Annotated in this window: 28 protein-coding genes; all 28 read left to right on the top strand. The window is 43.0% G+C overall.

Going from position 1 to position 12332, the window contains the following annotated elements; all coding sequences use genetic code 11:
• The first annotated feature begins 110 nt into the window (after positions 1 to 110).
• The 28 genes from E7L17_RS14715 (at position 111) to E7L17_RS14580 (ending at position 12234) form a co-directional block, all read left to right on the top strand.
• Positions 111 to 344, top strand: coding sequence for a hypothetical protein (locus E7L17_RS14715; RefSeq protein WP_316323889.1), 234 nt, complete (start codon positions 111 to 113; stop codon positions 342 to 344).
• Positions 341 to 556, top strand: a complete 216-nt coding sequence (locus E7L17_RS14710; protein WP_316323888.1) for a helix-turn-helix domain-containing protein — start codon at positions 341 to 343, stop codon at positions 554 to 556. Before E7L17_RS14715 ends, E7L17_RS14710 begins: the two co-directional genes overlap by 4 nt.
• A gap of 45 nt (positions 557 to 601) precedes the next feature.
• Positions 602 to 790 carry a hypothetical protein gene (locus E7L17_RS14705; RefSeq protein WP_316323860.1) on the top strand — a complete coding sequence of 63 codons (189 nt, stop codon included), beginning with the start codon at positions 602 to 604 and terminating at the stop codon, positions 788 to 790.
• Positions 777 to 1028: a hypothetical protein gene (locus E7L17_RS14700; protein ID WP_316323887.1), complete on the top strand. Its 252-nt coding sequence runs from the start codon at positions 777 to 779 to the stop codon at positions 1026 to 1028. Before E7L17_RS14705 ends, E7L17_RS14700 begins: the two co-directional genes overlap by 14 nt.
• Positions 1015 to 1287: a hypothetical protein gene (locus E7L17_RS14695; RefSeq protein WP_316323886.1), complete on the top strand. Its 273-nt coding sequence runs from the start codon at positions 1015 to 1017 to the stop codon at positions 1285 to 1287. The genes E7L17_RS14700 and E7L17_RS14695 overlap by 14 nt, the downstream gene beginning before the upstream one ends.
• Before the next feature lie 256 nt (positions 1288 to 1543).
• Entirely contained in the window at positions 1544 to 1792 is a 249-nt protein-coding gene (locus E7L17_RS14690) for a hypothetical protein (RefSeq protein ID WP_316323885.1), read from the top strand.
• Between the two features lie 58 nt (positions 1793 to 1850).
• A complete protein-coding gene (locus E7L17_RS14685; protein WP_316323884.1) occupies positions 1851 to 2327 on the top strand; it encodes a hypothetical protein in 477 nt (158 codons plus the stop codon).
• Positions 2324 to 2530, top strand: coding sequence for a hypothetical protein (locus tag E7L17_RS14680; protein WP_316323883.1), 207 nt, complete (start codon positions 2324 to 2326; stop codon positions 2528 to 2530). The genes E7L17_RS14685 and E7L17_RS14680 overlap by 4 nt, the downstream gene beginning before the upstream one ends.
• Positions 2523 to 2696 carry a hypothetical protein gene (locus E7L17_RS14675; protein ID WP_316323882.1) on the top strand — a complete coding sequence of 58 codons (174 nt, stop codon included), beginning with the start codon at positions 2523 to 2525 and terminating at the stop codon, positions 2694 to 2696. Before E7L17_RS14680 ends, E7L17_RS14675 begins: the two co-directional genes overlap by 8 nt.
• A gap of 74 nt (positions 2697 to 2770) precedes the next feature.
• Positions 2771 to 3418: a YqaJ viral recombinase family protein gene (locus tag E7L17_RS14670; protein WP_316323881.1), complete on the top strand. Its 648-nt coding sequence runs from the start codon at positions 2771 to 2773 to the stop codon at positions 3416 to 3418.
• Positions 3419 to 3426: 8 nt separating this feature from the next.
• On the top strand, positions 3427 to 4320 hold the full coding sequence (locus E7L17_RS14665; RefSeq protein ID WP_316323880.1) for a DUF1351 domain-containing protein: 894 nt from the start codon (positions 3427 to 3429) through the stop codon (positions 4318 to 4320).
• Complete coding sequence (gene bet / locus E7L17_RS14660) at positions 4320 to 5027, top strand: phage recombination protein Bet (protein WP_316323879.1); 708 nt, start codon at positions 4320 to 4322, stop codon at positions 5025 to 5027. Before E7L17_RS14665 ends, bet begins: the two co-directional genes overlap by 1 nt.
• 13 nt (positions 5028 to 5040) lie before the next feature.
• On the top strand, positions 5041 to 5685 hold the full coding sequence (locus E7L17_RS14655; RefSeq protein WP_316323878.1) for a putative HNHc nuclease: 645 nt from the start codon (positions 5041 to 5043) through the stop codon (positions 5683 to 5685).
• A gap of 2 nt (positions 5686 to 5687) precedes the next feature.
• On the top strand, positions 5688 to 6122 hold the full coding sequence (locus tag E7L17_RS14650; protein ID WP_316323877.1) for a single-stranded DNA-binding protein: 435 nt from the start codon (positions 5688 to 5690) through the stop codon (positions 6120 to 6122).
• 13 nt (positions 6123 to 6135) lie between these two features.
• Positions 6136 to 7017, top strand: coding sequence for a phage replisome organizer N-terminal domain-containing protein (locus E7L17_RS14645; RefSeq protein WP_316323876.1), 882 nt, complete (start codon positions 6136 to 6138; stop codon positions 7015 to 7017).
• The gene (locus E7L17_RS14640; protein ID WP_316323875.1) at positions 6929 to 7777 is read left to right on the top strand and encodes a hypothetical protein; all 849 of its coding nucleotides are present in this window, start codon (positions 6929 to 6931) and stop codon (positions 7775 to 7777) included. Before E7L17_RS14645 ends, E7L17_RS14640 begins: the two co-directional genes overlap by 89 nt.
• A gap of 4 nt (positions 7778 to 7781) precedes the next feature.
• Positions 7782 to 8153 carry a RusA family crossover junction endodeoxyribonuclease gene (locus E7L17_RS14635; RefSeq protein WP_316323874.1) on the top strand — a complete coding sequence of 124 codons (372 nt, stop codon included), beginning with the start codon at positions 7782 to 7784 and terminating at the stop codon, positions 8151 to 8153.
• 258 nt (positions 8154 to 8411) lie between these two features.
• Positions 8412 to 8687: a hypothetical protein gene (locus tag E7L17_RS14630; RefSeq protein WP_316323873.1), complete on the top strand. Its 276-nt coding sequence runs from the start codon at positions 8412 to 8414 to the stop codon at positions 8685 to 8687.
• On the top strand, positions 8680 to 9090 hold the full coding sequence (locus E7L17_RS14625; protein WP_316323872.1) for a Lar family restriction alleviation protein: 411 nt from the start codon (positions 8680 to 8682) through the stop codon (positions 9088 to 9090). Before E7L17_RS14630 ends, E7L17_RS14625 begins: the two co-directional genes overlap by 8 nt.
• Positions 9083 to 9385, top strand: coding sequence for a hypothetical protein (locus E7L17_RS14620; RefSeq protein ID WP_316323871.1), 303 nt, complete (start codon positions 9083 to 9085; stop codon positions 9383 to 9385). Before E7L17_RS14625 ends, E7L17_RS14620 begins: the two co-directional genes overlap by 8 nt.
• The gene (locus tag E7L17_RS14615; protein WP_316323870.1) at positions 9378 to 9644 is read left to right on the top strand and encodes a hypothetical protein; all 267 of its coding nucleotides are present in this window, start codon (positions 9378 to 9380) and stop codon (positions 9642 to 9644) included. Before E7L17_RS14620 ends, E7L17_RS14615 begins: the two co-directional genes overlap by 8 nt.
• Positions 9637 to 9954 carry a hypothetical protein gene (locus E7L17_RS14610; RefSeq protein WP_316323869.1) on the top strand — a complete coding sequence of 106 codons (318 nt, stop codon included), beginning with the start codon at positions 9637 to 9639 and terminating at the stop codon, positions 9952 to 9954. Before E7L17_RS14615 ends, E7L17_RS14610 begins: the two co-directional genes overlap by 8 nt.
• Complete coding sequence (locus E7L17_RS14605; protein ID WP_316323868.1) at positions 9947 to 10333, top strand: hypothetical protein; 387 nt, start codon at positions 9947 to 9949, stop codon at positions 10331 to 10333. The genes E7L17_RS14610 and E7L17_RS14605 overlap by 8 nt, the downstream gene beginning before the upstream one ends.
• The gene (gene dcd, locus E7L17_RS14600) at positions 10330 to 10893 is read left to right on the top strand and encodes a dCTP deaminase (protein WP_316323867.1); all 564 of its coding nucleotides are present in this window, start codon (positions 10330 to 10332) and stop codon (positions 10891 to 10893) included. Before E7L17_RS14605 ends, dcd begins: the two co-directional genes overlap by 4 nt.
• Positions 10886 to 11122: a DUF3310 domain-containing protein gene (locus E7L17_RS14595; RefSeq protein ID WP_316323866.1), complete on the top strand. Its 237-nt coding sequence runs from the start codon at positions 10886 to 10888 to the stop codon at positions 11120 to 11122. The genes dcd and E7L17_RS14595 overlap by 8 nt, the downstream gene beginning before the upstream one ends.
• Positions 11115 to 11489 carry a YopX family protein gene (locus E7L17_RS14590; RefSeq protein ID WP_316323865.1) on the top strand — a complete coding sequence of 125 codons (375 nt, stop codon included), beginning with the start codon at positions 11115 to 11117 and terminating at the stop codon, positions 11487 to 11489. The genes E7L17_RS14595 and E7L17_RS14590 overlap by 8 nt, the downstream gene beginning before the upstream one ends.
• Positions 11486 to 11809 (top strand): hypothetical protein, encoded by a 324-nt coding sequence (locus E7L17_RS14585; protein WP_316323864.1) that lies wholly within the window; start codon positions 11486 to 11488, stop codon positions 11807 to 11809. The genes E7L17_RS14590 and E7L17_RS14585 overlap by 4 nt, the downstream gene beginning before the upstream one ends.
• Positions 11806 to 12234 carry a hypothetical protein gene (locus E7L17_RS14580; protein ID WP_316323863.1) on the top strand — a complete coding sequence of 143 codons (429 nt, stop codon included), beginning with the start codon at positions 11806 to 11808 and terminating at the stop codon, positions 12232 to 12234. Before E7L17_RS14585 ends, E7L17_RS14580 begins: the two co-directional genes overlap by 4 nt.
• Positions 12235 to 12332: the final 98 nt, after the last annotated feature.

Genomic DNA, 12332 nt, shown 5'->3' with positions numbered 1-12332 from the left:
AGTACGTCTACGACAAAGCTAAAAGCTGCGAAAAGCAAGTTCCGTCTTTCCGTTATTTTGATAGCGCTATTCCTGTGTTTCGGAAATTGATTAAATAGGAGGTCTAAATTTTGTCTGCATATAACATCCAAAATCGCTTGGAAATAATCGGGAAAAAACAAGCGGATTTATTAAGAGAGATTAATGTAATTGGAGTCCCTTATCCTTATACTCGGGTTGACCCCGGGGAGTTAAGCCGGTTTATTAACGGTATAAGTAACCCACCTAAATCTGATGCAATCCTCGCAAAATGTGATGAGATTTTAACCAAGTGGGAGGACGAAATAAGGGAGGCTTTAAAGTGACACGCACCAAGTTTGTTTACAATTGGGATGCTGTTCCGGTTGTTGTTGATTTGCACTATGCTGCCGCATTACTCGGCGTGAGCGAAGAGTGCTTAAAAAAGAGAGCGCAAAAAGGACAGTTTCCAGCTTTTAAAGCAACATCGTTGTGGCGAGTTACCAAATCCGACCTTATTGATTACATAGAAAATCAAAAGGCAGGATCTAAAAACTAATAGGACGTCCAAAGGCACAACAAAAATAATTAAGGAGTGTCTTATATGGATGATATTTTAAACTACCCACTTGGTGATTTTGAGACGGAAAGCTACTTGTTAGAGACTTTTAAAAGCATCATTATAGGCGAGGCCATGCGGATGAACTGCACCGGAGACAATAACGATTTTTTACTAAAATACTTCTGGCGCTGCTACAAATTCACAAAAGAGAGCAGGTATGACTTTGATTGACATTGATGTATCCGAGCTTGTTGTACCCGACATTTTAACCACAGAGATTACCTATGACAGCAAGACCCACAAGACCTTTATCAGAGGCTATCCCGACAACGCAGAGCACGCAATAGTTGTTTTGGCTGCACTAGTAAAAGTTTTGGTAGATAGCGATGTATTAGATCCAGACGAAGCACTAGGGGTGTGTGGAGTTGCTGCCGGATTAGTGGAGGATGAAACAAATGGAAGAATTTAAAACGCACGAGCAAATTATAGAGCAATGGACAGAATCTCCGAAAAACAGACCGCTTTTAATGGCAGAGGCAATGCGCCGTCACCATATATGGATTCAGGATTTGGAACGGCCTATTAGCAGTTTTTGGGCATTGATTGATTCATTTGTGCTTTTTGGTAAACCGGTTATATTGACATTAGTTCACGGTGGGTACAGATGGAAGAATTACGGGAAAACATGGATAGCTTTCGACGAAAAACCAGTGGAGGAATCACCATGAAAAACACATCGGTATTTATGTTTTGCATTGCACTAGGTTTGCTCATAGTGTTTGCTGGCACAACCAACGTTTTAGGCTTGCTAGTGACAACAGCGCTTGCTATCTATTTTGCGGCGGTGTGCTTAAAACTGGAACCAAGGAGGCGGTAGAGTAGTGTATATATCCTGCTGCAACGGATGCCCTAACAAGCGTCACAAGGAGACCTGCAAGCACAATTGCAGCGCTTATAAAAAAGAGCTCGAGGAAAAAGTGGGCTATGACATTTATGCTTCCCGAAGCGATCGGATTTACAAACAAACGAAAGGAAAGAAAGGATATGAAAGGATATGCCCCCGGAGTTTATGAAAACTTCCGCGCCGAGTGCTGCGCTGCTGACATCATGGCGTTTGGAGAAAATGAGCTGATTGTTGGCATCCAAAAAAGCACAGAAGAACGCGAGAGAGATAGAGCCGACTGGCGCCGCCACTACCAAAAGAAAAAAGCCGCCAAGCTCTGCCAAGCTTAACGGCGCAAGAAAAATTAACTTATTTATAAAGTAACAGCTTGAAAGGAGATTGTCAAGTATGACTAGAGGTAAATCATTTCGCATTCTCAGTATTCTAGGTGGTGAGGATACTCCGCTGAAAACAAACGAAGCATTCGAAATTGAGGGATATGACGGCGAGTTCAGAATCAGTAAAGACGGATATTTTCAGGTAAGGCCAATATATTGCAGTTTTTGGGTTAACGGTAGAGGAGATATATTTATGAATATTATTGACAACCCTGAAAGAATCATCCGCAGCAAGCCCCGCCTGACGTTTACGGACGATGAAAAGGCTTTAATGCGATTGTATGCAGGAACAGGATATCCGTGGATTGCAAGGGATGATAACAATGAACTTTACGTTTATGAGAGCAAACCGAAAAAACATACCGGAATTTTTGTAAGATATGCTTCGGAGAATGATTTAGTAGAGATTTTTGATTCGTTTCTTCCGCAGATAACATGGGAAAACAGCCCTATCTACATCCCTGACTATGTGGAGGTAGCAAAATGACTAACTCCGAAAAAGTCATCAAATCCCAAAAAATACGGCTCAACGCTATTGAGCGAGAGCACTTGCGCGTCATGGAGTCTCTCAACTCTGCCCCCATATTAGGTGATAACCTACGTAGCATTATTGATATGCGGTATGAGACTTTAAAAGATGGGTGCAGACGCAGAATTTCAGAAGAGCAGGAGGCACAAAACAATGGATAACAAAGACATTATCATTCGGCAGGCCGCTGAAATCTTTGAATTAAAAGATGCGCTTGCAAAATCGGAAGATAACTGCACGTTGTTTTTGGAAAATAACGCTAAATTAAGAGCAGACATCGAGAGCCTACAAGCCTCTCTGGCTGCAAAGGCTGAACGCTATGTATGACCACGGCTTAGACTTTGCCGAGCGCATGAGAGAGCGGCAGGAGCCGCCAGACCCGTTTCAAAAGGATGGTAAAAATGAACCAACCGACGAATCATAACGATTGGATAAAGGCGCGCCGAAACGGAATTGGAGCGTCAGAAGCTGCGGCCGTGGTAGGGTTATCCCCTTATAAATCAAATACGGATTTGTGGGAAGAAAAGACAGGAAATCGCACTGCACCTGATATATCTAATAAACCATACATTCTGTATGGAAAAGAAGCTGAAAAGCATTTGCGTGCTTTGTTTTCGCTAGATTTTCCGCAGTATCAAGTCTATTACGATGAGTTTGGTATGATTCGCAATAACTTAGATTGTCCGTTTGCTTTTGCCACACTTGATGGAGAATTAACGGAAACCAGCACTGGAAAAAAAGGGGTTTTGGAAATCAAGACTACCGAAATAATGAGGTCTGGCCAGTGGGACGAATGGAACAACAAAATACCGCAGCATTATTACATCCAGGTAATACACCAGCTATTAGCTACTGGATATGATTTTGCGGTTTTAAAAGCCCAAATCAAGTACCGGAAAGACGGTGTACTTACAGTTGCAATCCGCCACTATCTTATTGAGCGCGTAGAAGTAGAAAGCGATATTCAATGGCTTGCGGAGCGTGAAAAAGCGTTCTGGAAATGTGTTATAGAACAGAAGAGACCGTCACTTATTTTGCCGGAGATTTAGGAGGTAACATGGAACTTATAATGACAACAGATTTGGCAAAAGCTTTGCCGAAGTCGATTGATTTTAACCATGAGCAGCTTAAAACAGAACTGTCCCAAAAACTTGATTATTACAACAATCTGGTTGTTACAGAGGATAGCATAAAGCCTGCAAAGTCTGATAAGGCAACACTTAACAAACTACGTGCTGCGCTTGATGATAAGCGCAAGGAGGTTAAAAAAGATTGCCTTACTCCTTACGAGGACTTTGAAAGCAAAGTAAAAGAGCTTATCAGAATGATTGACGAGCCAATCAGCACAATCGATTCTCAAATTAAGGTTTTTGATGAGCAGAAAAAAGCAGAGAAAAAAACGCAGATTAATGGTTTTTATCTCGCTCATGTTGATGATTTACTACCGATTTTACCACTGGAGAAAATATGGAATGAACGCTGGTTAAATGTCTCCTACAAAATGGCTGACATTGAAAAAGAAATTGCAGACATAATTTCCAAGGTCAGAAACGATATTGCAATTGTAAAGGCAATGAATCTGGAGTGCGAACAGCAAATGCTTGATGCTTATTTGCAGACTCTAGATATGAGCGCGGCGCTGGCCGAAAAGACTCGTTTTGAAGAGCAGCAAAAACGGCTGAAAGATTACGAAGAGTCGCAGCGTAAGGCCGCAGAAGCGCGAAAAAAACCAGAGCCGCAACTTATCAACACAACTTTTTCAGAGCCGTCAGCGCCGCAGGAAGCAAAGCAATACACGCCGGATTCGGAGCAATGTTCGGAATGTGAGCAACTTAAAACAATCAGTGTCACTTTCTGCGACACAACAGCAGACTTCCGCCACGAAATGGGAGCACTTTGCACGAAATACGGAATTAAATACGGTTGGGCTAAAAAGGAGGATATACAATAATGGCAGTGCAAAATCAATTAGCTAAACAGCAGGAAAATAAATTCGTAGAGTACGAGGTTAATGGCGAAAAGGTGAAGCTTTCCCCGAATATCATCCGAAACTATCTTGTTTCTGGAGGGGGAAATGTCAGTGATCAGGAAATTGTTATGTTCCTTAATCTTTGCCGGTTCCAGCATTTGAATCCGTTTCTCCGTGAAGCATACCTTATCAAGTACGGCGGGAATCAGCCTGCAACGATGGTAACAGGTAAAGAGGTATTTACTAAGCGGGCTCGGCGCAACAAGGACTACGCAGGGCAGCAAGCCGGAGTGGTTGTGCAAAAAGAAGATTCAACTCTTGAAAATAGAATCGGAACGCTAGTATTGGAAAACGAGAAGTTGGTAGGAGGATGGGCAAAAGTCTTTATCAAGGAATATGTTGAGCCGGTTGAAATCACTGTTTCGCTTTCCGAGTATATTGGAACTAAAAAAGATGGCGAAGTAAATGGGCAATGGAGTAAAAAACCTGCAACGATGATTCGCAAAGTTGCGTTGGTTCAAGCACTTCGAGAAGCGTTTCCAGAGGATTTTTCTGGAATGTATTCACAGGAAGAAGTTGATACCGGTAATCAGGTTCTTGATGAATCGCCAATTGACGAAAGTAAAATTATTGATATTACGGAAACAGAAGTGTATCGACAGCCACAAGAAAGCGACCCGTTAGCTTAGGGAGGGATAAGGGGTGATAATTAAAGGCTATGTATCCGCATATGAGGATAGGGTTTTAACGGTAGTCGCACCCCTCGAAGATGATTATTTACTCATCAAACGAAACATAACAGAATGTGAAATCAGGCTGGATGATGGGCGTAAAATCAGTGCAGACCAGCGTAAAAAGATATATGCCACCATGAGAGATATATCCATATGGTCTGGCCACCTGCCTGATGAAATAAAGGCGGTATCTAAGTATGATTTTATAGCAAAAACCGGTTGTGATTATTTCAGCTTGTCGGATTGTAGTATGACAACGGCCAACGAGTTTCTTTCTTACTTAATCGACTTTTGCATTGAGCAGGATATACCGACAACTGACCGATTACTTGACCGTTCCCCGGACACCGCCCGTTATCTTTACACCTGTATAATCCACAAAAAGTGCTGCATAACTGGTGAAAAATCGGAACTACATCATATGGACGCCGTAGGTGCAGGACGTGACAGAAAAGAAATAATTCACAAGGGTATGCGGGTTCTTCCGCTGTCCAGGGAAATGCACAAAGAAATACACAGCATTGGCATAGATACATTTTGCAACAAATACCACGTGTTTGGTATAAAAATGGATGATTACCTGTGCCAAATTTGGAAAGTGAGAAGTGATTAAAAATGCTTAATGTAACTGTACTTATGGGACGTATGGTACAAGACCCGGAGCTACGCCACACTAATAGTGATACCGCAGTAACAAGTTTTACAATTGCCGTTGACCGCTCATATCAAAAGGCTGGCGCAGACCGGCAAGCGGACTTTATCGATATTGTCGCGTGGGGAAAAACAGCTGAGTTCGTCTGCAAATACTTCCGCAAAGGCCAGTTGATTGCGGTTCAAGGTTCTATTCAAACTCGTAGCTATCAGGATAAGGACGGAAATAAAAGAAAAGCTTTCGAGATTGTCGCAGACAACGTACACTTTGCGGACTCAAAAAAGGATGGAGACGGCGGCAGAGCACAGGCGGCGAATTATCAGCCTGACGTTAGGTATACAACCGGCAACACAGGCGATTTTGAGGAAATTCCCACGGACGACGATCTCCTGTTTTAGCGAGGTGATTTAAATGGCAGAAGTCAAATGGATTAAGATTGTTACCGGCATATTTGATGATGAAAAAATTTGCTTAATTGAGGATATGCCGGACGCTGACACCGTTTTAGTAGTGTGGTTTAAGCTACTTTGCCTTGCCGGTAAGACAAATAACAGCGGAATAGTGATGTTAAGCGACCGAATAGCGTACACCGACGAGATGTTAGCCGCCGTTTTTAGGCGCCCAATTAACACAATAAGGCTTGCTTTAAAAATATTTGAGCAATACGGGATGATAGAAATTATCGACGGAGTAATCGCTATAACCAATTGGGAAAAGCACCAGAATCAAGCGAAACTCGAAACTATGCGTGAGTATAACCGACTGGCAAAACAAGAAGAGAGACAACGTAAAAAGCAATTATTGTTAAGTCAAGGACATGTCATTGACAGTCAAGGCACAGAGATAGATATAGAAGAAGATAAAGATAAAGATATAGATAAAGATATAGAAGAGGATAAAGGTAAAACGGGCGAAAAATCGCCCTGCCCTTACTCTGATATTCAAAATCTTTATTCTTCTGTCTGTGTGAGTTATCCAAAAGTTACCAGATTGTCAGAAGCAAGAAAAAAAGCAATTAAGGCGCGCTGGGTATCCGGGTACGGTCTGGATGATTTTAAGGCCTTGTTTGAAAAAGCAGAAGCGAGCAGTTTTTTAAAAGGAAAAAACGACCGTAACTGGCAAGCTAACTTTGACTGGTTGATAAAAGATGCAAACATGGTAAAGGTGCTTGATGGTAATTACGACAACAAAGGAGGCCAGATAGGTGGATGCTTTACCCCCAATCAAAGAAATAATGTCGCGACTGCCGGAGGAAATCCGCCGGAAGTACCAAAATACGGAAAAATCTTCTGAAACAAGAGCGGAAAAAGAAAGCAAGTTGCTTAATCTAGCCCCCGGTGATTTACGTTGGTACGACTGCCATAAGTGCTTAAACAGAGGTTTTATATACGTGCCGGATGGCGATTATGTGGTCACTAGAGACTGTGATTGCATGGGGATCCGTCAAAGCATACGAAACATTGAGCGCAGCGGAATAAAACAACAAATGGATAAATGTACATTTGATACTTTTAAGGCCACGGAACCATGGCAAAAAGCGCTGTTAAATGGAGCAAAGCAGTTTATGCACGACCATGATAACAAATGGTTTTTTGCAGGCGGGCAAGTTGGCTGTGGCAAGACTCATATTTGCACTGCTATATGCGGGGCTTTTCTAAACGCTGGGATGGCTGTTAAGTATATGTTGTGGCGTGACGAGATTGTACGCATAAAAGCAGTGGCAAACGACGATGACGAGCGTCAGTCAATGATACTACCACTTAAAAAAGCCCCTGTGCTTTATATAGACGACTTTTTTAAAACAGTGGACGAATATGACCAGTACGGAAATGTGGTCAAGAAGAAGCCCACAGCGGCAGAAATGAGCGTTGCTTTTGAAATCATCAATTACCGATACGGTCGGAGAGATTTAATAACCGTCATATCTACCGAGCGGTCGGTGGACGATCTGCTTTCCTGCGACGAGGCAGTAGGTAGCCGTATTTACGAGCGTGCGAAAGAGTATGGATTCTACTTCCAGCCAGACCGCGCGAAGAATTACAGATTGAGGTGACAGCATGACGTTTACCATCCCGCTTATCCCTATCACCAAGAAAAACCACCAGCAAATATTTCGCAATGGGAAAACCGGAAAGCCGTTTATAACTCAATCTAAGCAATACAAAGCGTACGAGGCAGCTTGTATGCTGCACATACCACGAGCAGCACGACAAAAAATCGGGGTTAAAGTAAATCTCAAAGGGACGTTTTACATGCCAACAAAGCGCAGAGTAGACCTAGTTAATTTGTTGGAGGCTTTGCAAGACATACTCGTGTTAGCTGGTGTATTGGTTGATGATAACAGCGAGATTGTAGTATCAACAGACGGCAGCAGAGTCTTGCTAGACCGGGAAAATCCGCGTACAGAAATTGAGATTACGCCCGTATGAGCAAGAATACAGGCACCTGCTACCACTGCTACCGAGAGTATGCAGCTTGTGCAATAAGGATATGCCCAGCAAAACAAAAGCCCGTGTGCGTGTACTGCTGTCTTAAGTGCGGTAAGCATACAGAGCCGGGTGTTGGGGTTGGGTGCGAGCTGATACAACCAAAAAACAAATAAGTCATAGGTGCCGGTTTAAAGGCGCGCCGCCTCCATGACGATGGAGGGACTATGACACCGCCTATTAGCGGAAAGGAGAATAACGATGGAGATTAAACAAGCAATCGAATATCTTGAAGAACAAAAGAAACTGTTTCCCCATAGCTACAATGCTTTAAGTGGCTGTTTTGATACCGCTATTTCATCCCTAGAAAAGCAGATGCCGAAAAAAGTTAAACGTAAACTGGCTGTATGGCCGGATGGCCTTGACCGTGTAATGCTTTTCTGCCCTGCTTGCCACGATGGGTATGAGCTTTCGCCAGACGAAAAATACTGCTCTGAATGTGGGCAGTGCTTAGATTGGAGTGTAAACAATGAGTAAATTAAAACCGTGCCCGTTTTGTGGGGGAGAAGCCTCGTTGCAATGTGCTGGTGTATGCGCAAAACATACAGGTGAAAGTACAGATTATTTTGTGTCGTGCCGTGGGTGCAGTGCAACGACAATGCGATATTTTGATACACCGGTTGGGGCAATAGCGGCATGGAACCTCCGCCCCACCCCGGAAAACAATCCCCTAACCCTTGAACAGCTCCGGAATATGGACGGGGAACCGGTGTACGTTGTATATCAAAGTATAGATGGAATTAAACACGGCACTTGGGCGGTCAATTGGAACGCTATGAAAAGCGCGTCTAATGGATATGTCAATTTTAAGCACAAAAATTACGAAAAGCAGTGGATTGCATACGCTCGCAAACCGAAACAGGAGGGACACTATGCCTGAAATGACACCGCTTGAAGCGGCTAGATTACTGGAAATGGACGCTAGAGATTGTATGTATATCTCAAAAATTAAAATTAATGTAGCAAAACGGTTAGCCGCCTCATACCTCCGCAAAATCGCCAACGGAGAGTATAAGCAGGTGGTGCACGCAAGGTGGATAACAAACTCTGACTATCCAGACACAGTTATTTGTAGCGCATGCGGATACAGAGAAGATGTCTGGTGGGCAGATAACGGTACATCACACTGCCCGTACTGCGGTGCTGTTATGGGAAAGGATGATAACTATGATTGATATTACAATTACTGTAAACGAGGATGATATTGCAAAACAGGTTGTTGAAAAAATATCTTCGGCTATGGCGAGGACATATAGTGCAGAATCAATTGACACTAAATGGGGAGTTAGAAAAGGAGTGGAACAGGCGGTTAAAGACTATGTTTATTCCTGCAAAGATGAAATCATTGAAAAATGCGTGGATAGAGCATCTACGGAATTAGTAAAAAAAGCATTACCAAAATTGATTGAAAAGGTGGCAGAAACTAATGACTAACATACTCCAAACCCTATTAGATACCTACCAAACAAACCCAGCCGCGGCTCTCGCTCAGATTCCAGAGTTGGGGCAGGCGGTGGAGGATGGCAAGATTATAGAGTTGCCTTGCAAGGTGGGAACAAATTTATTTTATATTACAAAAGCCGCAGGTCTTGACGAAAACAAAGTTGAATTTCACATGGAAATCCGGCCTTGCATAATGTCAGAAGAAAACGCTTTTTTGATAAAACAACTGTATGGGTTTAGGGTGTTTGGCACCCGCGAAGAAGCGGAGCAATCACTAAAGGAGCGTGGAAAGAATGGTTGATTGGAACATCACACAAAGGCTGATGTGCGCATTTCCTGAAAGCTTTATTAACGGGCAAGGCGAGTTGATAGTTCACCGCGAAGCAAATGAGTATTTTATACTCCGTACCTGTGAAACAGAGTTTGATGTCAAATGCAAGGTGCTGGAATGGTTATCCAGAGGGGCACATGAAACCAGCCCGTTTCGCTCAGAACGGAAGAATCGGAAGTTTCAGGATTTTATACTTGGCGGAATCAATAAGTTTCTGGAAACGAAATTTACCCGTGAGGACATGGATTTGATTTACACCTATCTAGGCAACGCTTGCAATCATGATTTAACGGTAAAGTTTGTAGAGAGTGGGTATGACATGTCTCTCGTTAAGGAGCGTGACACATGATACTCTCTGGTCAAGAAATCTACAAGCACATTGGCTCCAGAATCATCATAGAGCCGTTCAAGCCGTCACAGCTCAACCCAAATAGCTACAATCTCACTTTGCACGATGAACTGATGGTATATGACAAGTATGAGTTAGATATGAAAAAACCAAACGACGCTCACACGGTTACAATACCAAGCACGGGTTTTTTGCTAAAGCCCGGAAAACTGTACTTAGGGCAAACAGCGGAGTACACCCGCACTGATGGTTTTGTCCCAATGCTCGAGGGTCGTTCCTCTGTTGGCAGACTTGGAATGTGTATACACGCAACGGCGGGATTCGGTGATGTAGGCTTTGCTGGATTTTGGACACTAGAAATCTTTGTTGTACAGCCGTTGGTTATTTATCCCGGTGTGGAGATATGCCAGATTTATTACCACGCGCTGGATGGGGATTATACTCCATACCGCAGTGGAAAGTACCAGAACAATACGGGGATACAGGCAAGCATGATGTATAAAGATTTTAAACCCGTCGAAATCGACCAGTTTAAAAATGGAGGTGTAATTAATGCCTGATATTATAAACCATCCAGACCACTACACCGCCGGAAAAGTCGAGTGCATAGATGCTATTGAGGCATCGGTTGAGGGGTTAGTTGGGATAGAGGCTGTTTACACAGCACATATCCACCGTTATGTTTGGCGCTGGAAACATAAAAACGGTTTAGAGGACTTGCGAAAGGCGAGATGGTATTTAGAGATGCTGATTAACAAGCTGATAAAGGAGCGTGAGGGTAATGCGTGAGATTTTGTTTAGAGGAAAGCGGCTAGATAACGGCAAGTGGGTACAAGGTTATATTTTTAAAATGTGGGAGTGCGCCTATATACTTTGGGGGACTACAAACGGAATCCCTAACATGATTGAGGTTGACCCCGAAACCGTAGGGCAGTTTACAGGGCTGATGAATAAAAATGAAACAAAAGGTTTTGAGGGGGATATAGTATCAAGCGGTTCATCTATCGGAGCCATTGTATTTAACTGTGGTAAATTTGCAATTAGATGGATTGTGAATAAAGATTTTTGGAGTGATACTATATTCGTGCATTTACCTAGTTGCGAGATCATCGGCAACCGCTGGGATAACCCAGAATTGTTGGAGGGTGCATCGTGAACATAGGTGATGAAATCCAAGTAAATCTGGAAAGCGGTTTAAAACGTACTGGAATAGTTTGCTATATCCATCCCGGGCGCAGGTACTACACATTGCGGATAAAAGGAAAAGACGAATATTACAAAGAGTCTTTCCTTATGGGGCGCGGAGAAGAAAAGCCAAAGAAACGTACAGGCCAAAATCAAGTGAGGTTCACGCCGGAACAGGATGCACAAATACTTAAAACCAAGAGTATAGCAAAGCTGGCTAAAAAGATGGGCAAGAGCCGAGAGGCGTTAGACCAGCGTAAAAGACGATTGTTAAAGGAGAGGGTAGCATGACAAACAAAGATGTGTTAGAGCAATACACGGCGGTATTAGCAGAGTGCCGGTCATTGGAAAAAGAATTGTTTGGGCTACGTGATAAGGGTGTGGAGTATGTAACCGATGCTGTAAGCGGATGCCCGGACTATCCTCCTTACGGTGTACGCTCGGTTAAGATTGCAGGTATGGCACAAGACCCGGAAGTTAAGCGGCAGGTAAATCAAATAGAATCTAACCTTGAACAGCAATACAAGAACGCTATATTCTGGCGCAATAAAGCAGAAAGCATTTTAACCACTGTTGGAAATGCTAAAGGAAGAGTTATCCTGCGTTACAAATACGTTGACGGCTTGGAGTGGAACGAGATAGCAGACAAATTAAACGACGGCAGCACAATGGACAGTTTGAGAATGTACGCAAAAAGAATTTTAGAAAATATTTAAAATGTTCGGTATGTTCGTTTATATAGTGATATAATTAAATTGTAGAGTTATACCTACACAACATATTGTGTTTTATGGTTCATCCGAATAGCGGAAAC

It is taken from the genome of Clostridium sp., assembly GCF_032576335.1.
In the GTDB taxonomy this organism is placed as follows: domain Bacteria; phylum Bacillota; class Clostridia; order Oscillospirales; family Acutalibacteraceae; genus Faecalispora.
The sequence above is the reverse complement of the archived record's forward strand: the minus strand, read 5'-3'. Positions and strand labels throughout refer to the sequence as shown.

Bases quoted from the DNA above. Each gene is read 5' to 3' on its own strand.
- E7L17_RS14630 (WP_316323873.1), top strand. From the start codon at position 8,412: ATGGAGATTAAACAAGCAATCGAATATCTTGAAGAACAAAAGAAACTG.
- E7L17_RS14680 (WP_316323883.1), top strand. From the start codon at position 2,324: ATGACTAACTCCGAAAAAGTCATCAAATCCCAAAAAATACGGCTCAAC.
- E7L17_RS14665 (WP_316323880.1), top strand. From the start codon at position 3,427: ATGGAACTTATAATGACAACAGATTTGGCAAAAGCTTTGCCGAAGTCG.
- E7L17_RS14595 (WP_316323866.1), top strand. From the start codon at position 10,886: ATGCCTGATATTATAAACCATCCAGACCACTACACCGCCGGAAAAGTC.
- bet (WP_316323879.1), top strand. From the start codon at position 4,320: ATGGCAGTGCAAAATCAATTAGCTAAACAGCAGGAAAATAAATTCGTA.
- E7L17_RS14610 (WP_316323869.1), top strand. From the start codon at position 9,637: ATGACTAACATACTCCAAACCCTATTAGATACCTACCAAACAAACCCA.
- E7L17_RS14580 (WP_316323863.1), top strand. From the start codon at position 11,806: ATGACAAACAAAGATGTGTTAGAGCAATACACGGCGGTATTAGCAGAG.
- E7L17_RS14645 (WP_316323876.1), top strand. From the start codon at position 6,136: ATGGCAGAAGTCAAATGGATTAAGATTGTTACCGGCATATTTGATGAT.
- E7L17_RS14705 (WP_316323860.1), top strand. From the start codon at position 602: ATGGATGATATTTTAAACTACCCACTTGGTGATTTTGAGACGGAAAGC.
- E7L17_RS14685 (WP_316323884.1), top strand. From the start codon at position 1,851: ATGACTAGAGGTAAATCATTTCGCATTCTCAGTATTCTAGGTGGTGAG.
- E7L17_RS14620 (WP_316323871.1), top strand. From the start codon at position 9,083: ATGCCTGAAATGACACCGCTTGAAGCGGCTAGATTACTGGAAATGGAC.
- dcd (WP_316323867.1), top strand. From the start codon at position 10,330: ATGATACTCTCTGGTCAAGAAATCTACAAGCACATTGGCTCCAGAATC.
- E7L17_RS14690 (WP_316323885.1), top strand. From the start codon at position 1,544: ATGACATTTATGCTTCCCGAAGCGATCGGATTTACAAACAAACGAAAG.
- E7L17_RS14615 (WP_316323870.1), top strand. From the start codon at position 9,378: ATGATTGATATTACAATTACTGTAAACGAGGATGATATTGCAAAACAG.
- E7L17_RS14700 (WP_316323887.1), top strand. From the start codon at position 777: ATGACTTTGATTGACATTGATGTATCCGAGCTTGTTGTACCCGACATT.
- E7L17_RS14670 (WP_316323881.1), top strand. From the start codon at position 2,771: ATGAACCAACCGACGAATCATAACGATTGGATAAAGGCGCGCCGAAAC.
- E7L17_RS14605 (WP_316323868.1), top strand. From the start codon at position 9,947: ATGGTTGATTGGAACATCACACAAAGGCTGATGTGCGCATTTCCTGAA.
- E7L17_RS14695 (WP_316323886.1), top strand. From the start codon at position 1,015: ATGGAAGAATTTAAAACGCACGAGCAAATTATAGAGCAATGGACAGAA.
- E7L17_RS14635 (WP_316323874.1), top strand. From the start codon at position 7,782: ATGACGTTTACCATCCCGCTTATCCCTATCACCAAGAAAAACCACCAG.
- E7L17_RS14650 (WP_316323877.1), top strand. From the start codon at position 5,688: ATGCTTAATGTAACTGTACTTATGGGACGTATGGTACAAGACCCGGAG.
- E7L17_RS14590 (WP_316323865.1), top strand. From the start codon at position 11,115: ATGCGTGAGATTTTGTTTAGAGGAAAGCGGCTAGATAACGGCAAGTGG.
- E7L17_RS14625 (WP_316323872.1), top strand. From the start codon at position 8,680: ATGAGTAAATTAAAACCGTGCCCGTTTTGTGGGGGAGAAGCCTCGTTG.
- E7L17_RS14675 (WP_316323882.1), top strand. From the start codon at position 2,523: ATGGATAACAAAGACATTATCATTCGGCAGGCCGCTGAAATCTTTGAA.